At 56.1% G+C, this 22111-nt stretch carries 13 protein-coding genes; 9 read left to right on the top strand and 4 right to left on the bottom strand.

The window, feature by feature from the left end:
• The first annotated feature begins 97 nt into the window (after positions 1–97).
• Positions 98–1120: an MraY family glycosyltransferase gene (locus ACP5OT_RS13380; RefSeq protein ID WP_424676046.1), complete on the top strand. Its 1023-nt coding sequence runs from the start codon at positions 98–100 to the stop codon at positions 1118–1120.
• Between the two features lie 83 nt (positions 1121–1203).
• Here ACP5OT_RS13380 and pcs read toward each other — a convergent pair whose 3' ends face one another.
• A complete protein-coding gene (gene pcs, locus ACP5OT_RS13375; RefSeq protein ID WP_424676047.1) occupies positions 1204–6675 on the bottom strand; it encodes a propionyl-CoA synthase subunit Pcs in 5472 nt (1823 codons plus the stop codon).
• Between the two features lie 461 nt (positions 6676–7136).
• Here pcs and ACP5OT_RS13370 point away from each other — a divergent pair, with 461 nt between their 5' ends.
• Positions 7137–9335 (top strand): serine/threonine protein phosphatase, encoded by a 2199-nt coding sequence (locus tag ACP5OT_RS13370; RefSeq protein WP_424676048.1) that lies wholly within the window; start codon positions 7137–7139, stop codon positions 9333–9335.
• Positions 9336–9388: 53 nt separating this feature from the next.
• On the opposite strand, the gene ACP5OT_RS13365 is transcribed toward ACP5OT_RS13370, so the two are convergent.
• Complete coding sequence (locus ACP5OT_RS13365) at positions 9389–9826, bottom strand: hypothetical protein (protein ID WP_428132394.1); 438 nt, start codon at positions 9824–9826, stop codon at positions 9389–9391.
• A 262-nt stretch (positions 9827–10088) separates the two neighbouring features.
• Here ACP5OT_RS13365 and guaB point away from each other — a divergent pair, with 262 nt between their 5' ends.
• Positions 10089–11570: an IMP dehydrogenase gene (gene guaB, locus ACP5OT_RS13360; protein ID WP_424676050.1), complete on the top strand. Its 1482-nt coding sequence runs from the start codon at positions 10089–10091 to the stop codon at positions 11568–11570.
• 15 nt (positions 11571–11585) lie between these two features.
• Positions 11586–12755, top strand: a complete 1170-nt coding sequence (locus ACP5OT_RS13355; RefSeq protein WP_428113067.1) for a diphosphomevalonate/mevalonate 3,5-bisphosphate decarboxylase family protein — start codon at positions 11586–11588, stop codon at positions 12753–12755.
• A gap of 48 nt (positions 12756–12803) precedes the next feature.
• On the opposite strand, the gene ACP5OT_RS13350 is transcribed toward ACP5OT_RS13355, so the two are convergent.
• Positions 12804–14165: a glycerate kinase type-2 family protein gene (locus ACP5OT_RS13350; protein WP_424676052.1), complete on the bottom strand. Its 1362-nt coding sequence runs from the start codon at positions 14163–14165 to the stop codon at positions 12804–12806.
• Positions 14158–15240, bottom strand: coding sequence for a redox-regulated ATPase YchF (gene ychF, locus ACP5OT_RS13345; protein WP_424676053.1), 1083 nt, complete (start codon positions 15238–15240; stop codon positions 14158–14160). Before ychF ends, ACP5OT_RS13350 begins: the two co-directional genes overlap by 8 nt.
• A 386-nt stretch (positions 15241–15626) precedes the next feature.
• On the opposite strand from ychF, the gene ACP5OT_RS13340 reads away from it, so the two are divergent.
• From ACP5OT_RS13340 to ACP5OT_RS13320, 5 genes are all read left to right on the top strand, one after another.
• Complete coding sequence (locus ACP5OT_RS13340) at positions 15627–16286, top strand: cytochrome c3 family protein (protein WP_015942078.1); 660 nt, start codon at positions 15627–15629, stop codon at positions 16284–16286.
• Between the two features lie 79 nt (positions 16287–16365).
• A complete protein-coding gene (locus ACP5OT_RS13335) occupies positions 16366–19455 on the top strand; it encodes a TAT-variant-translocated molybdopterin oxidoreductase (protein WP_428132392.1) in 3090 nt (1029 codons plus the stop codon).
• Positions 19456–19457: 2 nt separating this feature from the next.
• Positions 19458–20927 carry an NrfD/PsrC family molybdoenzyme membrane anchor subunit gene (nrfD, locus tag ACP5OT_RS13330; RefSeq protein WP_424676055.1) on the top strand — a complete coding sequence of 490 codons (1470 nt, stop codon included), beginning with the start codon at positions 19458–19460 and terminating at the stop codon, positions 20925–20927.
• A gap of 12 nt (positions 20928–20939) precedes the next feature.
• Positions 20940–21479: a DUF3341 domain-containing protein gene (locus tag ACP5OT_RS13325; protein WP_428132389.1), complete on the top strand. Its 540-nt coding sequence runs from the start codon at positions 20940–20942 to the stop codon at positions 21477–21479.
• Positions 21480–21488: 9 nt separating this feature from the next.
• Complete coding sequence (locus ACP5OT_RS13320; protein WP_428132387.1) at positions 21489–22106, top strand: c-type cytochrome; 618 nt, start codon at positions 21489–21491, stop codon at positions 22104–22106.
• The last annotated feature ends 5 nt before the right edge of the window (positions 22107–22111 follow it).

Genomic DNA, 22111 nt, shown 5'->3' with positions numbered 1-22111 from the left:
AAGTGCTAACAACAGCCGCTACCGCGCCGCATCCAAGGTAATTGGCATGCGGAGCGCTAAGTAGCTTACACTCGCGGCTTTGCGTTAGGGTATTAGTATGGTTAATATTGCACTCATCTTCATCACCGCACTAACCTTTTCAATCGTCGCTACACCTATCGCACGGCGAGCCGCCTTGCGGAGTGGTGTGATCGCCGTCCCCCGTACCCGCGACATCCACACGACACCGATTCCACTGTTAGGAGGAGCCGCGATCTACACGGCCTTTGTCGTAGCACTATTATTGTTCGGTAATCTGAACTACATCCGAGAATTAATCGGAATCCTTCTCGGGGCTACGATCATCTCACTGTTTGGGTTGGCCGACGACCGCTGGGGTATGTCGGCAGTTCTCAAATTGGCCGGGCAAATACTAGCCGCGACGGTCCTTCTCCTCGGCGGGACACAGGTGCAGCTCTTCCCTTGGCCGGTGATCAACTGGATCATCACTCTGGGTTGGGTTGTAGTCATTACCAACGCGATCAACTTTCTCGACAACATGGATGGATTATCGGGTGGCATAGCGACAATTGCTGCCGCCTTTTTTCTCCTGCTGGCCGCAATGAACGAACCGCGCCAAGTGCTAGTTGGAGCAATGGCCGCTGCACTGATCGGGGCGTGTCTCGGCTTTCTCCGCTACAATTTCAATCCGGCCAGCATTTTCATGGGTGATACAGGCAGTCTCTTCATCGGCTTTGTTCTCGCTGCGTTAGCGATCAAGTTACGTTTTCTTGCCAACACACCATTGGTAACGTGGCTCGTGCCGGTCTGCGTACTCGGTTTGCCGCTCTTTGATCTCGCGTTAGTGTTCGTCTCGCGAGTACGTCGGCGGGTGAATCCATTTACCACCGCCGGCAAAGATCACCTTTCGCACCGGCTCCATGCACTTGGCCTAACCAAGCGCGAAGCAGTGCTCACCTGCTACTTACTGGCCGGTGCAAGTGGGCTAACTGGAATCTACGTAACCCAAGCGCGCCCCTCCGAAGCATACGTCGTCTTCGCCGGTTTACTTACCATCGCTGTGAGTGGAATTATCTGGCTAGAACGCATTTGTCCGGCAGGACAGCCACGGCGAACGTAACTGCAACCAGCGCAAATGGTGAGAGGGGCGGCTACTTGATCCGCCCCTCTCGCCTGACAACAAGTTTGGTAAGCGTACCGTACCTATTCACGATCGGCTGCCGTCCATGCCTCGTACAGCTCGTCTTTCGTCTTAATCCCAAGCCGTGGCAAGGCATGGTTGACCACGTAGGTAGCCGCGGTATGGCGGTTTTCCCACATCGCCTGATGAGCTTCCGGCAACTGATCCCACGGTACCACTGCCGGTTCGGTGATCGTAATCAGACCGGCGCTAATCTCCTCATTCATCCGCACAATCTCATAAGCGTTCGAGAGGTGCGTACCGAAAATCTGGGCAGTCGGCATGTAGATACGGCGTTGACGTACCCAAATCTGAGGCGCGAAGAAAGAGTAGCGACGACCACCGATATCCTCGAAGTAGACGATCCGACCCGTGAACGGCTTGATCAGCATAGCGCTCACCGCCAGCGCGTCGTGCCCGGCACGTTCGATGATCAAATCGGGATACCCGCGCGGGTTATCGGGTGTGCGCAAGAAACCGCCGACAGCGCTACCGATCGGCTTGAACGTGAGATCGTTAAAGCGCCGCACCGCTTCTTTCAAGCCCTGCGGGTCCTTCCGTGAGTCGGGCAAGGGTGGCATCGTCTTTGGCCAATCGAACTCATCACCGAAGCGTCGCTTTAGCTCGGTAATGCTGATCACACCGCGCAAGGCAGCACCAAAGCCCAGTGAAAGAAGGAACTCGCGCTGTGCGTCACTGACCGTCACCACCACAATCCGAGCGCCCATGAGACGGGCAGCCTCGATTGCCTCAAGACCGGCGCCGTCGATCAATTCGGTGCTTCCGACACCGTAGTAGATCAACACACCTTCACCGGCCCGCAACCCGGCCCGCCGCAGCATTTCGGTCGGCGAAGCAGCACCGGGCTTGCCGATAAAGGTAAAGTGATACCCACTACTCGCACCGTAGAAGGTCAGCGTCGGGATATGACCGTCGTGTGGCTCGCCGAGCAACTGGAAGCTGCGCGGGAACGCCGTCTCGCCGGCGTGCGAGACCACATAATCGGCCAGGCGACCACCATTCTGGGCACGGAACATCTCAAGGAGCGGATGACCGGCGGCTTCCCATGCAGCCCATTCCGACGGGTCTTCGGGGACACGGGTAAAGCAGTTGGCGATTGCCGGATCCTTTCGGTTAATAGCCCCTTTACCACCGGCTGACAATACCGTCGCCGCACGACTCGGCGAACTGACCATACCGATCACGTTCAAGCCATTGCGGGCTGCGGTCCGCACCGCATCGAGACCGGTACCAGTTGCGGCACCCTCGATAAAGATCGTGCGACCGGGTTGTACTCGCAGTGTGGTAAAGAGCGCACGATAGATGGTACCGAGGTTCAGGATGTAGCTACCGGCAGCCTCCAGCGTCATGTCCGGCAGCACCGGCATACATTGCGGCGCTTGGGCAATCATAAACTGCTGGTGCGAACCGTCGGGTGTATCGTTCCCTTGAATGACGAAATCGGCCGCCATTGGATCGAGACCCACGAGCGGTGAGAGCAAATCAGTCTGGCCCGAATAAATTGCCACCAGATCACCGATCTTCAAACGGCCTTGACGACGTGCCTCTTCGCCAAGAGCCACCACCAAACCAATTCCACCCGACCCAGTCACGTGCCAATCGCGGTCGTGCTCATCGAAGCGCGAAACCGGAATACCGGTAATCGCCCAGATATCGTTGAAGTTGACCTCAGAGGCCAGCACATAGATCAGGGCCTGATTTGCACGTGGTCGCTCGACTGGAATGATAATCTGCTTCTCGGCGACAATCGGATCGCCGTGCATCGCAGCACCGGTCTCCGGATCGCGGATAAAGGCCTGCGCGTACTGCCACTTCGGAATCCGGTCCACACCGGGGAAGAAGGGCGATCCAATCGGCAACAGCTCTTTCTGCTCCAGCAACAGTTGCTCCTGTTCACGGCTAATCAATGGCCGGCGCGTCGGCAATGGCGCGCTATGGCGATCGAGGAACTCGCGGATACCACGCTTACCGCCATTCGGATCGACCACTGCTTCGGCAAACAACTTTGCTTCGTGCTCAAGGCCAGCCTCAAAGCCGTGAATGAAACCGTAGCGGATCGCATCAAGCGCACGATGCACCGCCACATCACGCCCAACCGTATGAGCCTGCTTAATAATCCGCTCGATACGCGGATGGGCAATGATCGAGCGCAATTGGTCATCGGCAAAATGCGGATCGGGCTTGCGCCACTCTTCGAGTTGCGCGTGGCGCTGTCGGAAAGCCTTGGTCACAGCGGCATCTTCACGTAACGTACCATCAGAAGCAATTGCCTCGCGGGCCAACGAGCAGGCCAGCGTCAATGCATCGGCATCACCGGTGGCGATAGAGTCGATCAAGCCCAGCTCAAGCGCCTCATCCGCCGGAACACTGCGGCCGCCCAGAATCATCTCAAGCGCGCGGAGCAAACCGGTACCGTTGCTCCGCCGGTGGAGCAAGCGTGGCAAGCGTTGGGTACCGCCGTAACCGGGTAGCAAGCGCAGATTGATTTCAGGCTGACCGAATTCGGCGTACACATCGGCCACACGGTAGTGACAAGCCATTGCAAACTCCAGACCACCACCGAGCGCTACACCGTTAATCGCGGCAATGCAAGGCTTGTTCATACGCTCGATCTTGCGGAAGGCGAGGTGCGCATTATTGGGGAGCGCCATTGCCTCTTCGACCGTGTGGATCTCTTCGAGCAACTGGCGAATATCAGCGCCGGCCACGAAGCTCTTGGCACCTTGGCCGGTAAACACAATCGCCGCAACATCATTCCGCCGGCTCAGGTGATCAACAATCGTATTCAATTCATCGAGTGCGCGCTCATTCAATGCATTAACCGGCGGATTTGTCACCGTCACCACCGCCAGTTTGCCGGCACTTACGGTAGGTGGATGGTACTCAATGCGGAAGTAGCGGTAGCGCTCGATAATCTGCTGTTCTTCGGCCAGACGCTGCTTGCGCTTCCACTCAGCGATCTTAGCTGCAATCTCTTCAAGCACCTCAGGGTTACGCAGCGTCGTCGTATCACCGAGTGGCTCATCGAGCATCATATTGCGCAAGAAGCGGCGCATATACTTACCGCTGCGCGTCTCGGGAAACGCACTGACCTCGATATAATCTTCGGGCACACTCACCGCACCCTTCTCGGTGCGCACCAACTCATCGAGTCGTCGGCGATCAGCAGCCGTCAACCGTCGCCCCGGTGCGGGCTGGATGAAAGCAACCGGCGTCAGACCCTTTTCACGATGGGGAGCACCGACAACGATACAATTCCCAACCGGCGAATCGGGCGTAATCTGGCGATCACGTAAGATCGCGCCCTCGATCTCTTCGGTACCCATTCGGTGGCCCGACACATTGATCACATCGTCTGAGCGGCCATGCAGGGTGAAGCTGCCATCCGGGTACTTCATGGCAAAATCGCCCTGAATGTAGCCCCACTCACCGTGCGGCCCACGCCGCCAGTACGTCTTGATAAACCGCTCAGCATCACCTTTCCACGCCTTCAGCGGAATTTCACCGCGCAAATACGCCTCAAAGCCGGGGACATCGCCCCAAATTGTGCGCGTGAGGTAGGGATACGGTGCAGTGATGACAATTTCACCCTTCTCCTCATAATCGGCCACCCGATACCGCACATTCCCGCTCTCGTCGGTCTCGGCTACCCATACATCACCGGCCACCCACGGCAGCGGGTACGTATGTGCATCGGGGCGGAGCGGGAAGTCGTTATTCCCATAGAAGTGGGTCCACACAATCCCACCATGCTCGGTCGCCCAGTATGAATTGATATACTGAGGGGTCATAATCTGCATACCAAACTGCTGCACAGCCGGACTCACCGGCTCAGCACAGAAGGTAGCAACCCGCAGCGACGACATATCGTAGAGGCGAACGTCCTCGGTATTTTGGGGGTTCGACATCACCGTCTTGAGGAAAGTGACGCCGGCTTTGAAGATCTGCACCCCGTACCGTTCAATAATGCTGGCATACCGCCCTGACGATGGGAAGAGCGGCGAACCTTCAGCGATGATCCCGGTCAAACGACCGGCCATCGTCGCCGTAAGCATATAACTCTGACCGGTGATCCAGCCCGGATCGGCGATGACGTAGATCGTGTCACCCGGCTCAGCGTCAAAGCTTATCCGCAACGTATGCACCACACCGGCCACATACCCGCCGTGAACGTGGATGACTCCCTTGGGTTTACCGGTACTCCCCGAGGTATAGATGATAAACATCGGGTACTCGGCATCAACCGGCTCACAGGGCACACTCGCATACAGCGCACGGATGAGCTGATCGTCCGGCAACTTCAGTAGATCGGCTTCGCTATGCACATCGATCCCGATAGCACGTGCGTTTGCCAAGATTTTCGCAAGTGCCGCTTCTAACAGCTCGTGGCTCCAGCGATCACGATTGGCATTCCACAGAATATCTTGGCCGGTATGACGTGCCACAACTACCGTTTCGACGCGGGGTGGCGAAGCGACCAACGCCTGCGCCAACACAGTACGCACATTGGCCTGTGTTGCCGCATCAAGATCACGGATCTGGGCCAGTGCCGCACCAACGCCACGCATCACATCGGAACGCTCGATGGTAATTTCACCGGAAAGAACCGACTCAACTTCATCAATAATCTTCTGGCGTTGGTCAGCACTCAACGGTAGGGTCGTCAGTGTTTCGGTAACAATGCGGCGAACTGTCTCAACCGGCACATATTTATCAAGAGCCTGATCGGTATACGCCTCTTTATACGGAACAACTTGTGCATTGCGGTACGCACCGTCAGAGGTAATCACCACCCGCGCACCGGCATTGTGGATACGATCTGAGAGGGTTTTATCGGAGAATCCACCAAAGACCGGTGTGTAAATAATGCCCAAACGCTTCGCCGCTTCGGTATAGTAAATTTGCGGCATAATATTGGGCATATTCAGCGCAATCCGGTCGCCCTTTTTGAGACCAAGATCGCGCAACACCTGCGCAGCCTTCACCACCTCAACTAGCAAGCGTCGCCGGGTAATCGTCTCTTGTACAACCGGCCCACCACGCCCGTTGTTGAGCGAGTTATCCCAACGGTCGCCTTCAAAATAGTAAGCGACCTCATCGCCGTAACCCATCATAACGTGCCGATCAACCTCGTTGAAGCAGGCGTTCGTCAGACCACCATAAAACCAGCGGTAGAACGGTGCTTCACTATCGTCAAAAGCCTGCTGCCACGGCTGATAGTCGGCGGGATAATCGACCGTGACCGGTGTACCGGTAGCAGCATCGAGACCTTCCCAACGCTGGCTACTCTCATCGAAGCGAATCCAGCAATTGTGCTTCGGATCGTACCAATGGATTACCGTGCGGGCAATGGCACCGTGAAACGCGCCGGGATTAGCAAGCGCTACTGCGCGCTGGGTTTCCCAATCAACACGATCCCGTATTGGGTTGGAACGGGGCGCCCGTGAGGGGGCAGGGGGCGCAGTGTCGATCATCGACAGTCCTCCTCCATGCAAGTCATGATCTGTACCGGTTGTGATAGATATAACAAGGGGTGCATACTATAGACTACTCTCGATAACGCACTTCGTCAAGCCCTCAATAATTGAGAATTGTTCACTATTTGCCCAGAATGAGCGAACAAAACCGTGATCTAGGCTCAATCACGGTAGATCAAATCGAGAATAGCGGTATGCACGTCATGCATTGCTCTTTCAAAACGCTTATTCGCATCATGAAAACAACCTAGGAAGTTCCCGTTACGGTACTCCGTCACAAGTTCAGACTTACCGGCTTAGGTGGTATACTCTATAATATACAGTGCAGTTACAAACAATCATACTCCATCTCACCCTTCAACTCGGCACTGTACACCGTACACATGGGCAACGATGCTCTACCAACCGGCCACACACCCAGGCTAACGTAGCGCTGAGTTTATACATCTTTACAATCCATGTTCTTTCAACCAGTGATCGACGACCAATTAATCATCGATGGGATTACCTATCAGGTTTGCGCCCACCCGGCCATTCCCGGTCGACCGTTCGTCCAAGCAGGCTCCCATAGTCATGTTGTTCAATTGCGAACCGCAGGTGGGTTTGTCGCGCTCAAGGTGCAATCGCAATTGCGCGATCCGGCTCTTGTAAACCACGCGCAACAATTGCAAAGTCTGAGCACCATTCCCGGTCTCCAGGCAGCACGCCGCCTGGTCATTACCGCAGCGAATCAACCGTCACTGGTAGCAGCATGGCCTGAACTCGACTATGCCATTCTGATGCCCTGGTTACACGGACCAACCTGGCAAGAGTTGATCCGGCACCGTCGTCCGCTCAGCCCTACCCAAAGTTTGAGCCTTGCCCGCGCTCTTGCCAATCTGCTCACCGAGATTGAGCAGCGTGGTCTCGCCCACGGTGATTTGCAACCGGCGAACATAATGCTCCCCGGCCTGATCGATCCGGCGGCCACTGCTCCCATCGCCCTCGTCGACCTTGAAACTATGCACGGCGTTGGGATCCGACATTTACCGTTATCAACACCAGAGGGGCCATACCAACACCCAGTTGCCACAACGGGTTTGGCCGTGGATCGCTTCGGCGGTGCATTACTTATACTTGAACTACTCGGTTGGTGTGATGAACAGGTACGTGCGGCATCGGCTGATGAAAGCTTCTTTGCGCCAGAAGATTTGCTGCGGCCTACCGAACGCTTCCACATTCTGCGCGATGCGCTGGCGCAACGCTGGGGACTCGGTCCGGCTCAAATGCTTGAACGTCTCTGGCAATGCCAAACCCCAATGGCCTGCCCGCTGCTCAAAGAGTGGCAAGCTATCTTGCCATCATCGTCGCTGGCAATAGATGAACCGCTGAGTCCTGAGTCCACAATGCCGTCCTTTCCCGATCCGGTGATTGCGTTGATCGACAACGCCGATACGTTGCGCTCTCAAGGGCAACCTGCCCAAGCCCTCAGTATCTACCGCGACGCACTTGATCGACTGCCCACCGGCGATCCGCGCACGAGTGAGGTGATGCGCACCATCGACTCGCTCGAACGCGAAATCGCCCAAACGAGCGCATTGCCTGAGCAACAAGCCACATTGAGCTGGTCGCTCCCCCTGGCAATTGGCATCATGACGATTGTGATATTGATGATCCTTGCGGCAATTGGCCTGAATCGCACGACGCTTTCGACGATAACAAACCTACCAACCGCTGAACCAACTGCCAACTCGTTACCGACACCGGAGCCATCGCTAACATCGGTTTTACCATCTCCCACCAGCCCGCGTCTGTCGCTCACGGTCGATAGGATCACTCCGGCTGAACTTTATATCGGGACGAGTCCGCTTGAACTTACCGTACAGGGAGACGGTTTAAGCACGGTGAAGACCGCTATCTTGCGTGCCGCCGGCTATGAGCCGATCGCTCTCACCATTGTGGCCGGCAGCAGCAACCGAGAATTGCGCTTGCAGATCAACAATCTGAATATTGATATCGTCGGTGCGATTCCATTTACCCTCGAACTGAATGGTACACCGGTACCCGGCGCTGCCATTACGTTACGCGACTACAGCAGTGTGCGGGTAATCGCCGGTGTCCGACCTGAATACGTCTACACAGAGCGGATTACCGTGGATGCAAACGGGGCATTTACCCTCATGCACGAAGAACCATCACCGGAAAGCGCATTAACCTATCCGGTGCGTAATGGTGATGAGGTTGAAGTCTTGAGTACCCAACCTGAAGGCTGGTATCAGTTACGCATCCGCACCAGCGGCGATCAGAACTTGATCGGGCAGATCGGTTACCTTGAACGCTGGCTGGTCGACAATACTGATGTACCGACGCCACCAACCCCAACGCCGACCGTGCCATCTGAGCTGCCTCGTCTGCGCTTCGTCAAATTGAGCGAAAATGAAGATACGCGCTGCATTTTAGTTCAAATTACCGGTATCAGTACGTTCGGATGGGGCATAAGTATTGATGGATTACAGTTACGCAGCGCTTTCGATAGCAATGGCAACGCGCGCGTCTGTGGCCTGCGTGTCCGCCAAGAAGTAACGTTTACCGTCCGTGATGAACAGGGTGTGGCTGTACGTGGTGGGGTTGGGGTACCGACCCGCGGTGGCGATGTGATGTTCGCCGAGTGGCGATGAAGATGTCGATAGAGGCGGATAGGTTCCGCCTCCGCCTCACAGGTGTCGCCGTTCTACACCAAATGACTGTAATCAGCGTGTGGTTCAGGCGTCGAGGGGTTGAGTTTGTCAACCAGTACCTCTTCCAGAACTACAGCAACAATGGGCAAGATTGGCACCAGACTCAGATTATACCGTTCACCGGTTTCACCCTGAAGCCGCAATACCCGCTGACCGAAAAAGATCAGTGCCGGAAGTAAGCCTGGTAATACAGCCATGACGATCCCGCGCGGCAACCAACGCTCTCGTGGCAACTTACCGATAAGGGCTTGTCCAGCCGTAACCACCAGCAGAGTGTTGAACAGCAGGCGCGAGTGCTCCAATGTACTTTCGTTACGTAAACTCAGATAGGGAATCTTCGGCCAAAATTGGCGTGAGTTGCCATGCAAGATGATCATGACGATCACATTGGCGACGACGAAGGCCAGCCCACGGAGAATTCGCTTACCCATAATCACTACTCCTTACCCATGCTGCATTGTGTTATGCTTTATCATAGCATCTCTTTTCTCATAAGAGAATACCCGTCATGACAGAGTAGTAGCAAGTTTTCATGCTAACGTACACTCCTTTGTTTGACGAGGCGGCGCGGTCGGAGTATAGTTAAGATCAATCGGCACGTATCTATACGGTGCCGTTCTGTGTCAGCAGTCGTTCATTCCCCTGCGCTGGCCGCGGGGGTTTTTTGTACATCTTCGTTCTACGGAGGCAATCATGGGTATCGCATGGGAAGAAAAGTTCGCCCGCGAAGGACTCACGTTTGATGATGTGCTCCTCATCCCGGCCGAATCGAACGTCTTACCCTCTACTGTTGACGTTTCAACTTGGCTCACCCGCACTATCCGTCTGAACATTCCCATCGTTAGCGCCGCGATGGATACTGTGACCGAACATCGCTTGGCAATCGCACTGGCCCGTGAAGGTGGGATTGGCATCATTCATAAAAACATGCCGATTGCACAGCAGGCCGAGATGGTGCGTAAAGTCAAACGTTCGGAAAGTGGGATGATCACCGATCCCATCACGTTACCACCCGACCGTACCGTCGGCGATGCACTCGACTTGATGGCCGAATACAAAATCTCCGGTGTACCCGTCACCACTGCCGATGGTGATCTGATCGGTATCATCACTAACCGCGATCTCCGCTTCGAGACCGACCGCACTCGCCCCATCCGCGAACTGATGACATCGCGCAATTTGGTCACAGTACCGGAAGGAACAACTCTCGAAGAAGCGAAAGAGGTCTTGCACCGTCATCGGATCGAGAAAGTGCTCGTCGTGGACGAACGTGGCAAGCTGAGCGGGATGATTACCGTGAAAGACATTATGAAACGGATCGAATACCCGAACGCTTGCAAAGACGAGAAAGGACGGCTGCGCGTCGGCGCAGCCGTTGGTGTTAGCGGCGATTATATCGAGCGGGCCACTGAACTCGTGCGAGCCGGTGTTGATGTGTTGGTGATTGATACGGCCCACGGCCATTCGCGCGGTGTGCTCGATGCCGTCGTCAAGTTACGCGAACTCTTTCCGCGTGTTCAACTCATCGGCGGCAATGTTTCTACCGCAGTCGCGACCATCGCGCTCATCGAACGTGGTGTCGATGGCGTGAAAGTCGGTCAAGGGCCGGGTTCGATCTGCACGACCCGTGTCGTCACCGGCGCCGGGATGCCACAGATCACGGCGATTTTCGACTGCGCACGTGCTGCTGAGCCGTATGGCATTCCCATTATCGCTGATGGTGGGATCAAGTATTCCGGTGATATTCCGAAAGCAATCGCTGCCGGTGCCCATAGCGTGATGATCGGTTCGATTTTTGCCGGAACTGAAGAGAGTCCGGGCGAACTGATCCTCTATGAAGGCCGCAGCTACAAGAGCTATCGCGGTATGGGCAGTATTGGGGCTATGCAGCGCGGTGGTGGCGATAGGTACTTCCAGACCAACGTTACTGAAGCACGTAAACTAGTAGCTGAAGGCATCGAGGGTATGGTTCCGTTTAAAGGTCCACTGAGCGACACAGTGTATCAGCTAGTAGGTGGGTTGCGCGCCGGAATGGGGTACGTTGGAGCTGCCAATATCGAGGCCCTCCGCCGCGATGCGCGTTTCATCCGCATTACCACCGCCGGCCAGATCGAGAGCCATCCGCACGATGTAGTTATCACGAAGCAAGCCCCTAATTATAGTGGTCGCCAGTAAGATGAGGAACGCACCGTGAATGAGTCGTCAATCCCGCAAGGTTTTGCCGATCTAGTGGTCCCGATGCGGACGGCACACGAACGGATCATAGCCGATCTGCGTCGTCACCACATTGAGTTGCCGTCACCACCGCACCTCCCACCTGCTCGCAGGCAGGGTATTGCTGCCGCGCGCGCCTTTCCAATGCAGGGAGTGCTGAAGTATCACGGTCTCAGCGACTGGGTACAACGCATTGCGTTTTTGCCATCGATCTCGATCAACAACGCTGCTGCCCACACCACGACCCTGGTCGAGTTTGATCCGGCGCTTCCCGCCGATAGTGCGGTTATCGGTGGTGTCCCTGCCCACGGGCGTGAACTTGAGCGGATCGTACACGTACTCGATACGATACGATCATTGGGCGGTATCACCAGCCACGCGCGCGTTGTGTCACGCAATATCGTGCGTACTCGCACGACCGGCAAGGGGTTGGGGACAAGTGCCTCTGCTGCTGCTGCCCTTGCCTGTGCAGCGGTTGGGGCGATCTTTGGCCCCGAACTCGCCGGTCACACCCGCTTTCTGTCAATCCTCGCCCGTCGGCTGGCCGGTTCTGGCTGCCGAAGTGCTGCCGGTGGCCTTGCCCTTTGGCTAAGCTATCCCGGTATTCCACCCGACGAAAGTTTTGCCGTTCGTCTCGACCAAGATCACGAACTCGACGATCTCGCCTTAATTACGGTCCCTATCGATTCGCGGATCGGGCTGAAGACCGAACAGGCGCACCACGACGCGCCGCAGAGTATTTTCTTCCGCGCCTGGATGCTCGCTCGCGGTGACGAAGTTCGCGAATGTATCGCCGCTGCCCGGCGTGGCGATTGGCAAACGATCGGTCAATTGGCCGAACTCGACAGTATACGTCTCCACGGTGTCACGATGTCCGGTTCGCGTGAACAGAAGATTATCGGGTGGGAACCGGAAAATATCACCCTGTTCCGCCTTTGTAACGATCTGCGCGCCCGTGGCGTGCCGGTCTATGCCAGCACCGATACCGGCCCGACGGTAGTGTTCATCACCCGTCGCGATTTCGCCCCGATTGTGACGGATGCGATTCACCATTCGGGGTTGAATGTGGAGACAGTCATAGCACCGATCGGTGGCCCGGCCCATCTCATCCCGGTCGAAGAGGCGCTCAGCGAGCTGCAATCGTAAGCATTTCATATGACGAAGGGGCGCAACACAGGCGTCCCTTCGTCATCTTTAGCCGGCTACGACAAAGAGCAGATCGTTCACATTTGTCCCCGTAGGACCGGGAAGGAGCAAATCACCCAGCGTGGCAAAGAAGGGATACGCATCGTTATTACGCAGATGAGCCACTGGATCAAGACCCAGGATACGCGCCCGCAACACCGTATCACCGGTCGCAACCGCACCGGCAGCATCGGTTGGCCCATCACCGCCATCGGTTGCCAATGCGACTACCGCCACATCGGTCAACCCTTCCAACGCAATTGCTGCACTGAGCGCCAACTCCTGGTTTCGGCCGCCACGTCCGCTCCCACGGAGCGTCACGGTCGTTTCACCGCCGGCAATCATCAGCGCCGGTCGGGACAATGGACGATGATGGGTCGCAATCTCGCGTGCAATCGCGGCCAGCACCTGACCAACGTCGCGCGCCTCACCTTCGAGATAGGTGGTCAGCAGCATAGCGTTAAACCCGACCGCCCGTGCAGCCACCAATGCTGCCTCTGCCGCCTGCGCATTACTGCCGATCAGCACATTCTGCACTGATGCCAAACGCGGATCATCTGGCTTGAGGGTTTCCGGGCGCTCACCCCGTACACCGGCGCTCAGATAATTGATAATGGCCGGCGGGCAGTCGGCACGCAGGTCGTACCGATCGAGCAACGCCAACGCCTCGGCAAACGTCGTTGGATCGGCTACCGTCGGCCCAGACGCGATCACATCGAGCGGACTACCAACCACATCAGAGAGGATCAGGGCGACAACAGTAGCGGGCGCAGCCAAACGGACAAACCCACCACCTTTAATCTGATCGAGATGTTTACGCAGCGTATTAATCGCACCGATCGGCGCACCACAGGCAAGCAATTTATGGGTCAGACCCTGAATATCGGCGAGCGAGACACCGGCGACCGGTAGATTAAGCAAGGCAGAACCACCACCCGAAATCAGCGCCAGCACCAAATCGCGCTCACCAGCCTGCGTCAACAGGGTCGCGATTTGCTGTCCGGCATGTACGCTTCGCTCATCAGGGGTAGGATGGGCAGCGCGCACCATGTCTACACCGACCAATACGGGCAACGGTGCGCCATCATCTTTCACCACAATAATCCCGCCACTCAAGCGATCACCTAATACCGTCATCGCCGCTTGGGCCATCGCTGCACCGGCTTTACCGGCCCCAACCAACCACACGTGGTCATACGCAGTCAGATCGTACTCCCGCGTACCAACCAACAATCGGTCACCATCACGTCGCAACGCAGCGGCAGTCGCCCGCGCCGGTTCGATGGCGGCCAATGCAGCCGCCATCACCTGGGCCACTGCATAGCCCCACGGCACGGAGCGCAGGGACGTCGTCAATAAACGTTCAGACATTGAAGAGAAAGTGGCAGATGTCTCCATCTTGGATAATGTATTGTTTACCTTCCATGCGCACGTGGCCCGCCTTTTTCGCCTCGTGCATACTACCGGCAGCAACGAGGTCGTGGTACGCAACAATTTCGGCTCGGATAAACCCACGCTGAATATCCGAATGGATCACACCTGCTGCTTCCACAGCCGGAGTACCGCGAGGGATTGGCCATGCGCGCACCTCGTCGGGGCCGGCGGTAAGGAAGCTGATCAGGCCGAGCAACTGATAACTAGCAGCAATCACCCGGTCACGGGCAGGCGCCGTAATACCCAGATCATCCATAAATACTCGGGCCTCGGCATCGTCGAGCTGCGCCAACTCAGCCTCGATCTTGCCACAGATCGGCTCGACGGCACTATTGCGGTGCGGATAGGCAATGGACGGCGGATTGGCAATCTCCGCTTCGCCAATATTCGGCACGATCAGCAAGGGCTTGGCCGTCAAGAACTGATAACCGCGAATCATCCGCGCTTCGTCGTCGGTCAACTCAAGGGTACGGATCGGAACCTCACCTTCGAGCACCTCTCGCAATCGCTGCAAGAGATCACGTTCGGCGATCCGCTGTTCCTTCTCTTTAGCCGGCAATTTCGGAATCTCAGCGTTCAGTCGGTTGAGTCGGCGCTCAATAATACTCAAATCAGAAAACGCCAATTCTAGATCAACAGCGGCAATATCACGTTGCGGATCAATCGAACCGTTCGGATGGGGAACGGTAGGATCATCAAATGCACGCACCACATGCAGCAATGCATCGGCGGAAGCAATGTAATTGAGCAATACCGGTGGCAAACCACTACCGCTGCGTCCACTACCGCTCAGACCGCCAATATCGACATACTGCACATCGGCATAAGTCACTTTACGCGGTTTAAACATCTGCACCAACACCTCAAGACGTGGATCGGGCACTTTGACCGTCGCCAAATTCGGTTCTAATTGCCCTGACGAATACGCCGCCGTCTCGGCATGACCGCGGGTAAGAGCGTTAAAGACGGTCGTTTTACCACTGTTCGCTAAGCCAATAATCGCAATTTTCATCGGACATTCCTTGTGGACTGCGGTTCATCGCTGCACCACTATACCATAACTTTCAGCCCAATTCCGGTGCGACCGGCTCGTCAAATTTGCGACACTTGTCACAGAATTGCCGACATTTTGCACACAAAATTGTGGTACTATAGGAACAGAAGTTGGTCATCGTTATGAAGCACAACGAGGGTACACGTATGACAAGTCACCGACAGTCAATGCAAAATATGCAAAAAACCTGCAACTTAAACCACGCTGTCTGTTTCGTATTTCCAGCATCAGACTAGGTAAAAAATGATAAGTTCGCGTCCAAGTATTTGACGCAAAAGCAAAACAGTTCTATAATACTGGCAGGCCGACACCGTGCAATTCGCTTCCTGGATAGGGTACGCAGCATGGCACAGATCTTTCCCCGCAACGCCAATCTTCTAGCCCGTCTCAGCATCTTCGCACTGGTCTTGCTCGTCGTCGAAGGTATCTTGATACTCGGCGTCTATTTTCGCTCCAACTACTTCCGGCAGGTCAATGTGGCCATTGAGCAGCCGGTGGCGTTCAGCCACCAACTGCATGTCAACGTGGTCGGTATAGATTGTCGCTACTGTCACGTCTCGGTCGATCAATCCTATTTTGCCAACATTCCGGCCACCGAAACCTGCATGACCTGCCACTCGCAGATCAAGACTTACAGTCCTCTGTTGGAGAAGGTGCGCGAGAGCTATGCCACCGGTAAACCGATTGAGTGGGTAAAGGTGTACGATCTACCCAACTTCGTTTACTTCAACCACTCGATCCACGTGAACAAAGGTATTGGCTGTTCAACGTGCCATGGCCAGGTGAACAATATGCCGGTGGTCTGGCAGCAGCAAGCGCTCTATATGGGCTGGTGCTTAAACTGCCATCGCAACCCAGAACTCTACGTTCGGCCACGGGAGGAGGTCTACAACATGGACTACGTCCCGCCGGCGAATCAGGTAGAGATTGGGCGCCGACTGGTGGCCGAATATGGAATTATGCCACCGGAGCAGTTGACCAACTGCTATGTGTGCCATCGCTAGATCGCCCGCTTGCACATTCCAAAGTGAAATGTGCCGAAGTGCCCGCTGAATTCATTAGCAACGGTGGTGGTAAACAACCATGACACAGCAGCAATCTGATCTTGAGGCCATTCGCGCTCAGTTGCGCGACGCGCGCGGACCACAGTTCTGGCGTTCGCTCGACCAATTGGCCGATTCGCCGGCGTTCCGTGAATTGGTGGAGCGCGAATTTCCGCGTGGTGCGAGCGAGATGAGCGATGGAATGAACCGGCGCACGTTCCTCAAGCTGATGGGTGCCTCACTCGCCCTAGCCGGTGTAACGGCTTGTACCTATCAGCCACGCCAGTATATCGCGCCATTTGATCGCCAACCCGAAGGGCGTATTCCTGGAGTACCACAATTCTTCGCGTCGACACTGACGCTCGGTGGGTACGGTACCGGCGTACTGGTACGTGCGAATGAGGGCCGCCCGACGAAGGTCGAGGGAAACCCTCGCCATCCGGCCAGTCTCGGTAGCACCGATCTGTTTGCTCAGGCCGAGATTCTGACGATGTATGACCCTGATCGCTCAACGAGGGTGCTGCGCCAAGGGGCACCCAGTACGTGGGCCGAATTTACCACGACCCTCGCGAATGCATTGACGGCAGCGCAGGCAACCCAAGGCGCCGGCGTCCGTCTCTTGACCACGACAGTGACGTCGCCATCGCTGGCTGCCCAAATTGAGCAGTTCTTGCGGGCCTATCCACAGGCACGCTGGTACCAATACGAGCCGGTAAATCGCGATAATGTTGTGGAAGGCGCGCGCCTTGCTTTTGGCCGTGATGTTACCACGCGCTACGATCTGGCAGCCGCCCAGGTAATTGTCAGCCTCGACGCCGACTTCCTCGCGCCCGGTCCCGGCTTCATCGCATATGCCCGTGCCTTCGCCGATGGCCGTAAGGTGCGCAAAGATAGCACCGGTATGAACCGGCTGTACGTGATTGAGGCAAGTCCCTCAACAACCGGCACGGCAGCCGATCACCGACTGGCATTACGGGCCGATACGATTGCTGCGTTTGCCGGCGCTTTGGCCCACGAACTTGGTATTGGTGGAGCACCGGCAACCCTTGCAGCGAAGGCTGAAGAGTTCTTGAAGGCGATTGCCAAAGACCTTGAAGAGCATCGCGGGCGCTCGGTGGTCATTGCCGGCGACCAGCAGCCACCTATCGTGCATGCCCTTGCCCACCTGATCAACGCTGAGCTAGGCAATGTCGGTAAGACGGTCTTCTATCACGAACCGGTAGAAGCGCGCCCGACCAATCAAACAAACGAGCTGGTAACGCTGGTCAGCGAGATGGCTGCCGGTCGAGTAGAGCTGTTAGTTATGATCGGCGGCAACCCGGTCTACAATGCTCCTGGCGATCTGCGTTTTGCCGAACGGATGACCACGGTTCCGCTGACCGTTCATTTAAGCCAGTTCGTCGACGAAACATCGGTACAGGCGACATGGCATATTCCGCAGGCCCACCCACTGGAGAGCTGGGGTGATGCGCGCGCCTTTGACGGGACTGCCAGTATCGTGCAACCACTGATCGAGCCACTCTACGGTGGTAAAACGGCCAACGAGTTGCTGGCGGCAATGCTCGGTCAACCCGATGCGGAAAGTTACGATCTAGTGCGCGGTTACTGGGAGGAACGAATCGGCAATACCAATTGGAATGTAGCACTCGCCACCGGCGTGATCGCCGATACGGCCGCTCCGGTGATCAATCCCACGCTCAACGAAGAAGCGATTCGCGCCACCGCGATACCCCAACCTGGTGATGGTGTTGAAATTGTCTTCCGGCCAGACCCGTCAGTTTTCGATGGTTTCTATGCAAATAACGGTTGGCTGCAAGAGCTACCACGCCCACTCACCAAGCTGGTTTGGGATAACGCCGCGTTGATGAGTCCACGGACTGCGATCAAACTCCTCGGTCTACCCTTCAGTGCCGACCGACTGGTAGGTAACGAAGTCGATGATCGCGAGCGCCAACGCTACCTCGAACAACTCTCGAAAGTCAACGGTACGATTGCGCGGATCGAGTACCGTGGCGGAGTTGTTGAACTGCCCATCTGGCTCCTCCCTGGTCACGCCGAAGATTCCATTACCCTCAACCTTGGCTACGGTCGTACCAATGCCGGACGGGTTGGCAATGGCGTCGGTATCGACGTTTATCCGATTCGGACTAGCGATAGCCCGTGGTTTGGAGCTGGTGCGCGTGTCACTAATACCGGCCGCACCTACTTGCTAGTCAGCACCCAAGATCACTGGACACTCGAAGGACGCGATATCTATCGCATTGGCGAGTTCAAGAAGTTTAAGGAAGACCCCAAATATATCGCCAAAGAGGTGTACAAAGAGGAGTATGGTCGCGAAGCGCCTAACTATCTCTCGTTACAACCCGGCGATAACTACGCCGGACGTAACGCCTGGGGCATGACCATCAACCTCAATGCGTGTATCGGCTGCAATGCCTGCGTTGTCGCTTGCCAAGCTGAAAATAATATCGCGGTTGTTGGTAAAGATCAAGTCTCACGCGGTCGCGAAATGCACTGGATCCGCATCGACCGGTACTTCGCGGGTGAAGATCTCGACAACCCGGTCATCTACATGATGCCTGTCAACTGTATGCAGTGTGAAAAGGCGCCGTGTGAGGTCGTTTGCCCGGTTGCTGCCACCGTGCATGATTACGAAGGTCTGAACAACATGGTGTATAATCGCTGTGTCGGCACGAAGTATTGCTCGAACAACTGCCCATATAAAGTACGGCGGTTCAACTTCTTGCAATACAGCGATACGACAACCGAGACCTTCAAGCTCGCGTTCAATCCAGATGTGACGGTGCGCGTTCGAGGTGTGATGGAGAAGTGTACCTATTGTGTGCAACGCATTAGCGGCGCACGCATTGCTGCTAAACGCGCCGCAGTACAGGCTGGACAATCGTCGTATGTCATTAGCGATGGCGCCATTCAAACCGCTTGTGAACAGGCATGTCCGACCGGTGCAATCGTGTTTGGCGACATCAACGATCCGAACAGCCGTGTCGCGAAGTGGAAGGCGGAAGGTCACAACTACAGCCTCCTCGGCTTCCTCAACACCTTACCGCGCACGACATATCTGGCTCGTGTCCGCAACCCGTCTGAGGATCTAGAAAAGGTGGAAGGCTAGCGATGGCACAGGCGCAACCACTCCGAACCCGGCCCATCGATGACGGTGAAGCGTACTTGCTGCCGGGGGAAACCTACACGTCGATCACGCAAAAGATCGGCGATGTCCCGTTAACGCCGCCGCTGAAGACCCCAAAGGGCTGGCTGGCCGGCTTTAGCGTGGCGTTCTTCTTGTTAATGATCTTCTTCGTGTCGGTGACGTGGCTGTTCATCCGCGGCGTCGGTATCTGGGGTATTAATATCCCGGTCGGCTGGGGTATGGACATCATCAACTTCGTGTGGTGGATCGGTATCGGTCACGCCGGTACACTGATCTCAGCAATCTTGTTGCTGCTCAATCAGGGGTGGCGCAACTCGATCAACCGGTTTGCCGAGGCAATGACGTTGTTTGCTGTGGCATGCGCCGGTCTTTACCCGATCCTGCACCTCGGCCGGCCATGGCTATTTTACTGGCTGATCCCGTACCCGAACACGCACGGCATGTGGCCACAGTTCCGCAGCGCACTGGCGTGGGACGTGTTCGCGATCTCGACCTATGCCACCGTGTCACTGGTGTTCTGGCTGGTCGGTCTGATTCCCGACTTTGCCACGCTCCGTGATCGGGCCAAGAACATCTGGGTCAAGCGCCTCTATGGTATTGCAGCGCTTGGCTGGCGCGGCTCGGCCCGCCACTGGCACCGCTACGAGATAGCCTCGATCCTGCTGGCCGGTCTCTCGACCCCGCTGGTAGTCTCGGTTCACTCGATCATTTCGCTCGACTTCGCCATTTCGCAAGTCCCCGGCTGGCAAGTCACGGTCTTCCCGCCCTACTTCGTGGCCGGCGCCGTGTTTGCCGGATTTGCGATGGTGCTCCTCCTGATGATCCCGGTACGCACCTTCTACGGCTTTGAGAGCTACATCACCATCCACCACCTCGATGTGATGGCGAAAGTGATGCTCGCTACCGGTATGATCGTCGTCTACGGCTACTTCATGGAAGTTTTCGCCTCGCTTTATAGCGGCAATGAATTCGAGGAATACCTCCTCTATAACCGCCTCTTCGGGCCAAGCTCGTGGGCCTACTGGGGCCTGCTCTTCTGCAACGCGATAGCCATTCAACCCTTGTGGTTTAAGAAGGTGCGCCAGAACATCCCAGCCCTGTTGATCATCTCGCTGATCGTCAGTGTGGGTATGTGGCTTGAACGCTACGTAATCATCGTGATCTCGCTCGAACGCGATTTCTTGCCCTCGTCGTGGGACATCTACATCCCGACGATTTGGGATTGGTCGCTCTACCTTGGTACCTTTGGTCTCTTCTTTACCTTGCTCTTCCTCTTCATCCGCGTCTTACCGATGATCAACATCTTTGAGATGCGGCTGTTCCTCCATCAAGAGACAGAGAAGGCGAAGCGGCGGGCAGAGCATGGCGCGCACGAGCATGGGCACGGGCACAGCGATCACGGCGCGGCCCACGGCGCAGCCTCGGCAGACTAGAGGAGGAGAACGATGCGTAACGATGTCTACGGCGTGATGGCAGAATTCCCTACGCCAGAAGCGTTGATCGAAGCAACCCGGAAAGCCAAAGCAGCAGGCTACACAAAGATGGACGCCTTCTCACCTTTCCCAATCGAAGAGGTGATTGAAGAGATTGCCCACGGCGATACCGGTGTGCCACGCTTAGTGCTGCTATTCGGCCTGATCGGTGCCGCTACCGGGTTTATTCTGCAGTATATTGGTAATCTGGTTAATTACCCGCTGAATATCGGTGGTCGTCCCCTCGATATTACCAACTGGCCGGCAATGATCCCGATCACCTTCGAGAGCGGGATTCTGCTCGCTTCATTTGCCTCGGCCATTGGAATGGTGGTGCTCAATGGCCTGCCGGCTCCGTACCACCCGGTCTTCAACGTGCCACGGTTTCAGCATGCGTCGCAAGACGCCTTCTTCTTGTGCATTGAGTCGACGGATCCGCTGTTTGATCGCTCGCGCACTTCGCAATTCCTGCGCTCGCTTAACCCGATGCAGGTTTCAGAAGTGCCATACTGAGGGAAACCCATGCAGACGCCTCGCCTCACATCGCGCATTATTCGCTTTGGTTGGATTGGCCTGTTGGTGTTCTTGTTAACTGCATGTCACCAAGACATGTACGACCAGCAGAAGTACACAACCTACGAACCGAGCAGCTTTTTTACCGATGGCCGTTCGTCGCGGCCAAATGTACCGGGGGCAATCCCGTATGAGGTGATTAAGACCGATGAGTTTCTCTACACCGGTCTCGTCGATGGCAAGGAAGTGGACGCGATGCCCTTCCCGGTGACCAAAGACCTGCTGCTGCGCGGGCAACTGAAGTACAACATTTATTGTGCGGTGTGCCACGGCGAGGCAGGGTACGGAGCAAGTATGGTCGCTGAGCGGGGTGGTATCGTACCGGCGAATTTTCACCAACAGCGCTTGCGTGAAGCACCGCTCAGCCATTTCTTCGTGATTATAACGAACGGTGTGTATCGCGGCGATCCGAACAACGGCGGCTATCAGTCAATGTATAGCTACGCTTCGCGGATTACACCCGAAGATCGCTGGGCTATTGCCGCATACATCCGGGCTTTGCAACTGAGCCAGAATGCAACTATCGATGACGTGCCTCCCGCTGAGCGCGCAAAGCTCGGCAATTAGGCTGG

Source organism: Chloroflexus sp., assembly GCF_049970315.1.
Lineage (GTDB): Bacteria > Chloroflexota > Chloroflexia > Chloroflexales > Chloroflexaceae > Chloroflexus.
Note: the sequence above shows the minus strand (reverse complement) of the source record. Positions and strands in the feature narration are given on the sequence as shown.

Coding starts and splice junctions, on each gene's coding strand:
- ACP5OT_RS13335 (WP_428132392.1), top strand. CDS start 16,366: ATGACACAGCAGCAATCTGATCTTGAGGCCATTCGCGCTCAGTTGCGC.
- ACP5OT_RS13370 (WP_424676048.1), top strand. CDS start 7,137: ATGTTCTTTCAACCAGTGATCGACGACCAATTAATCATCGATGGGATT.
- ACP5OT_RS13350 (WP_424676052.1), bottom strand. CDS start 14,165: ATGTCTGAACGTTTATTGACGACGTCCCTGCGCTCCGTGCCGTGGGGC.
- ACP5OT_RS13320 (WP_428132387.1), top strand. CDS start 21,489: ATGCAGACGCCTCGCCTCACATCGCGCATTATTCGCTTTGGTTGGATT.
- ACP5OT_RS13325 (WP_428132389.1), top strand. CDS start 20,940: ATGCGTAACGATGTCTACGGCGTGATGGCAGAATTCCCTACGCCAGAA.
- ychF (WP_424676053.1), bottom strand. CDS start 15,240: ATGAAAATTGCGATTATTGGCTTAGCGAACAGTGGTAAAACGACCGTC.
- ACP5OT_RS13380 (WP_424676046.1), top strand. CDS start 98: ATGGTTAATATTGCACTCATCTTCATCACCGCACTAACCTTTTCAATC.
- ACP5OT_RS13340 (WP_015942078.1), top strand. CDS start 15,627: ATGGCACAGATCTTTCCCCGCAACGCCAATCTTCTAGCCCGTCTCAGC.
- pcs (WP_424676047.1), bottom strand. CDS start 6,675: ATGATCGACACTGCGCCCCCTGCCCCCTCACGGGCGCCCCGTTCCAAC.
- nrfD (WP_424676055.1), top strand. CDS start 19,458: ATGGCACAGGCGCAACCACTCCGAACCCGGCCCATCGATGACGGTGAA.
- ACP5OT_RS13365 (WP_428132394.1), bottom strand. CDS start 9,826: ATGGGTAAGCGAATTCTCCGTGGGCTGGCCTTCGTCGTCGCCAATGTG.
- guaB (WP_424676050.1), top strand. CDS start 10,089: ATGGGTATCGCATGGGAAGAAAAGTTCGCCCGCGAAGGACTCACGTTT.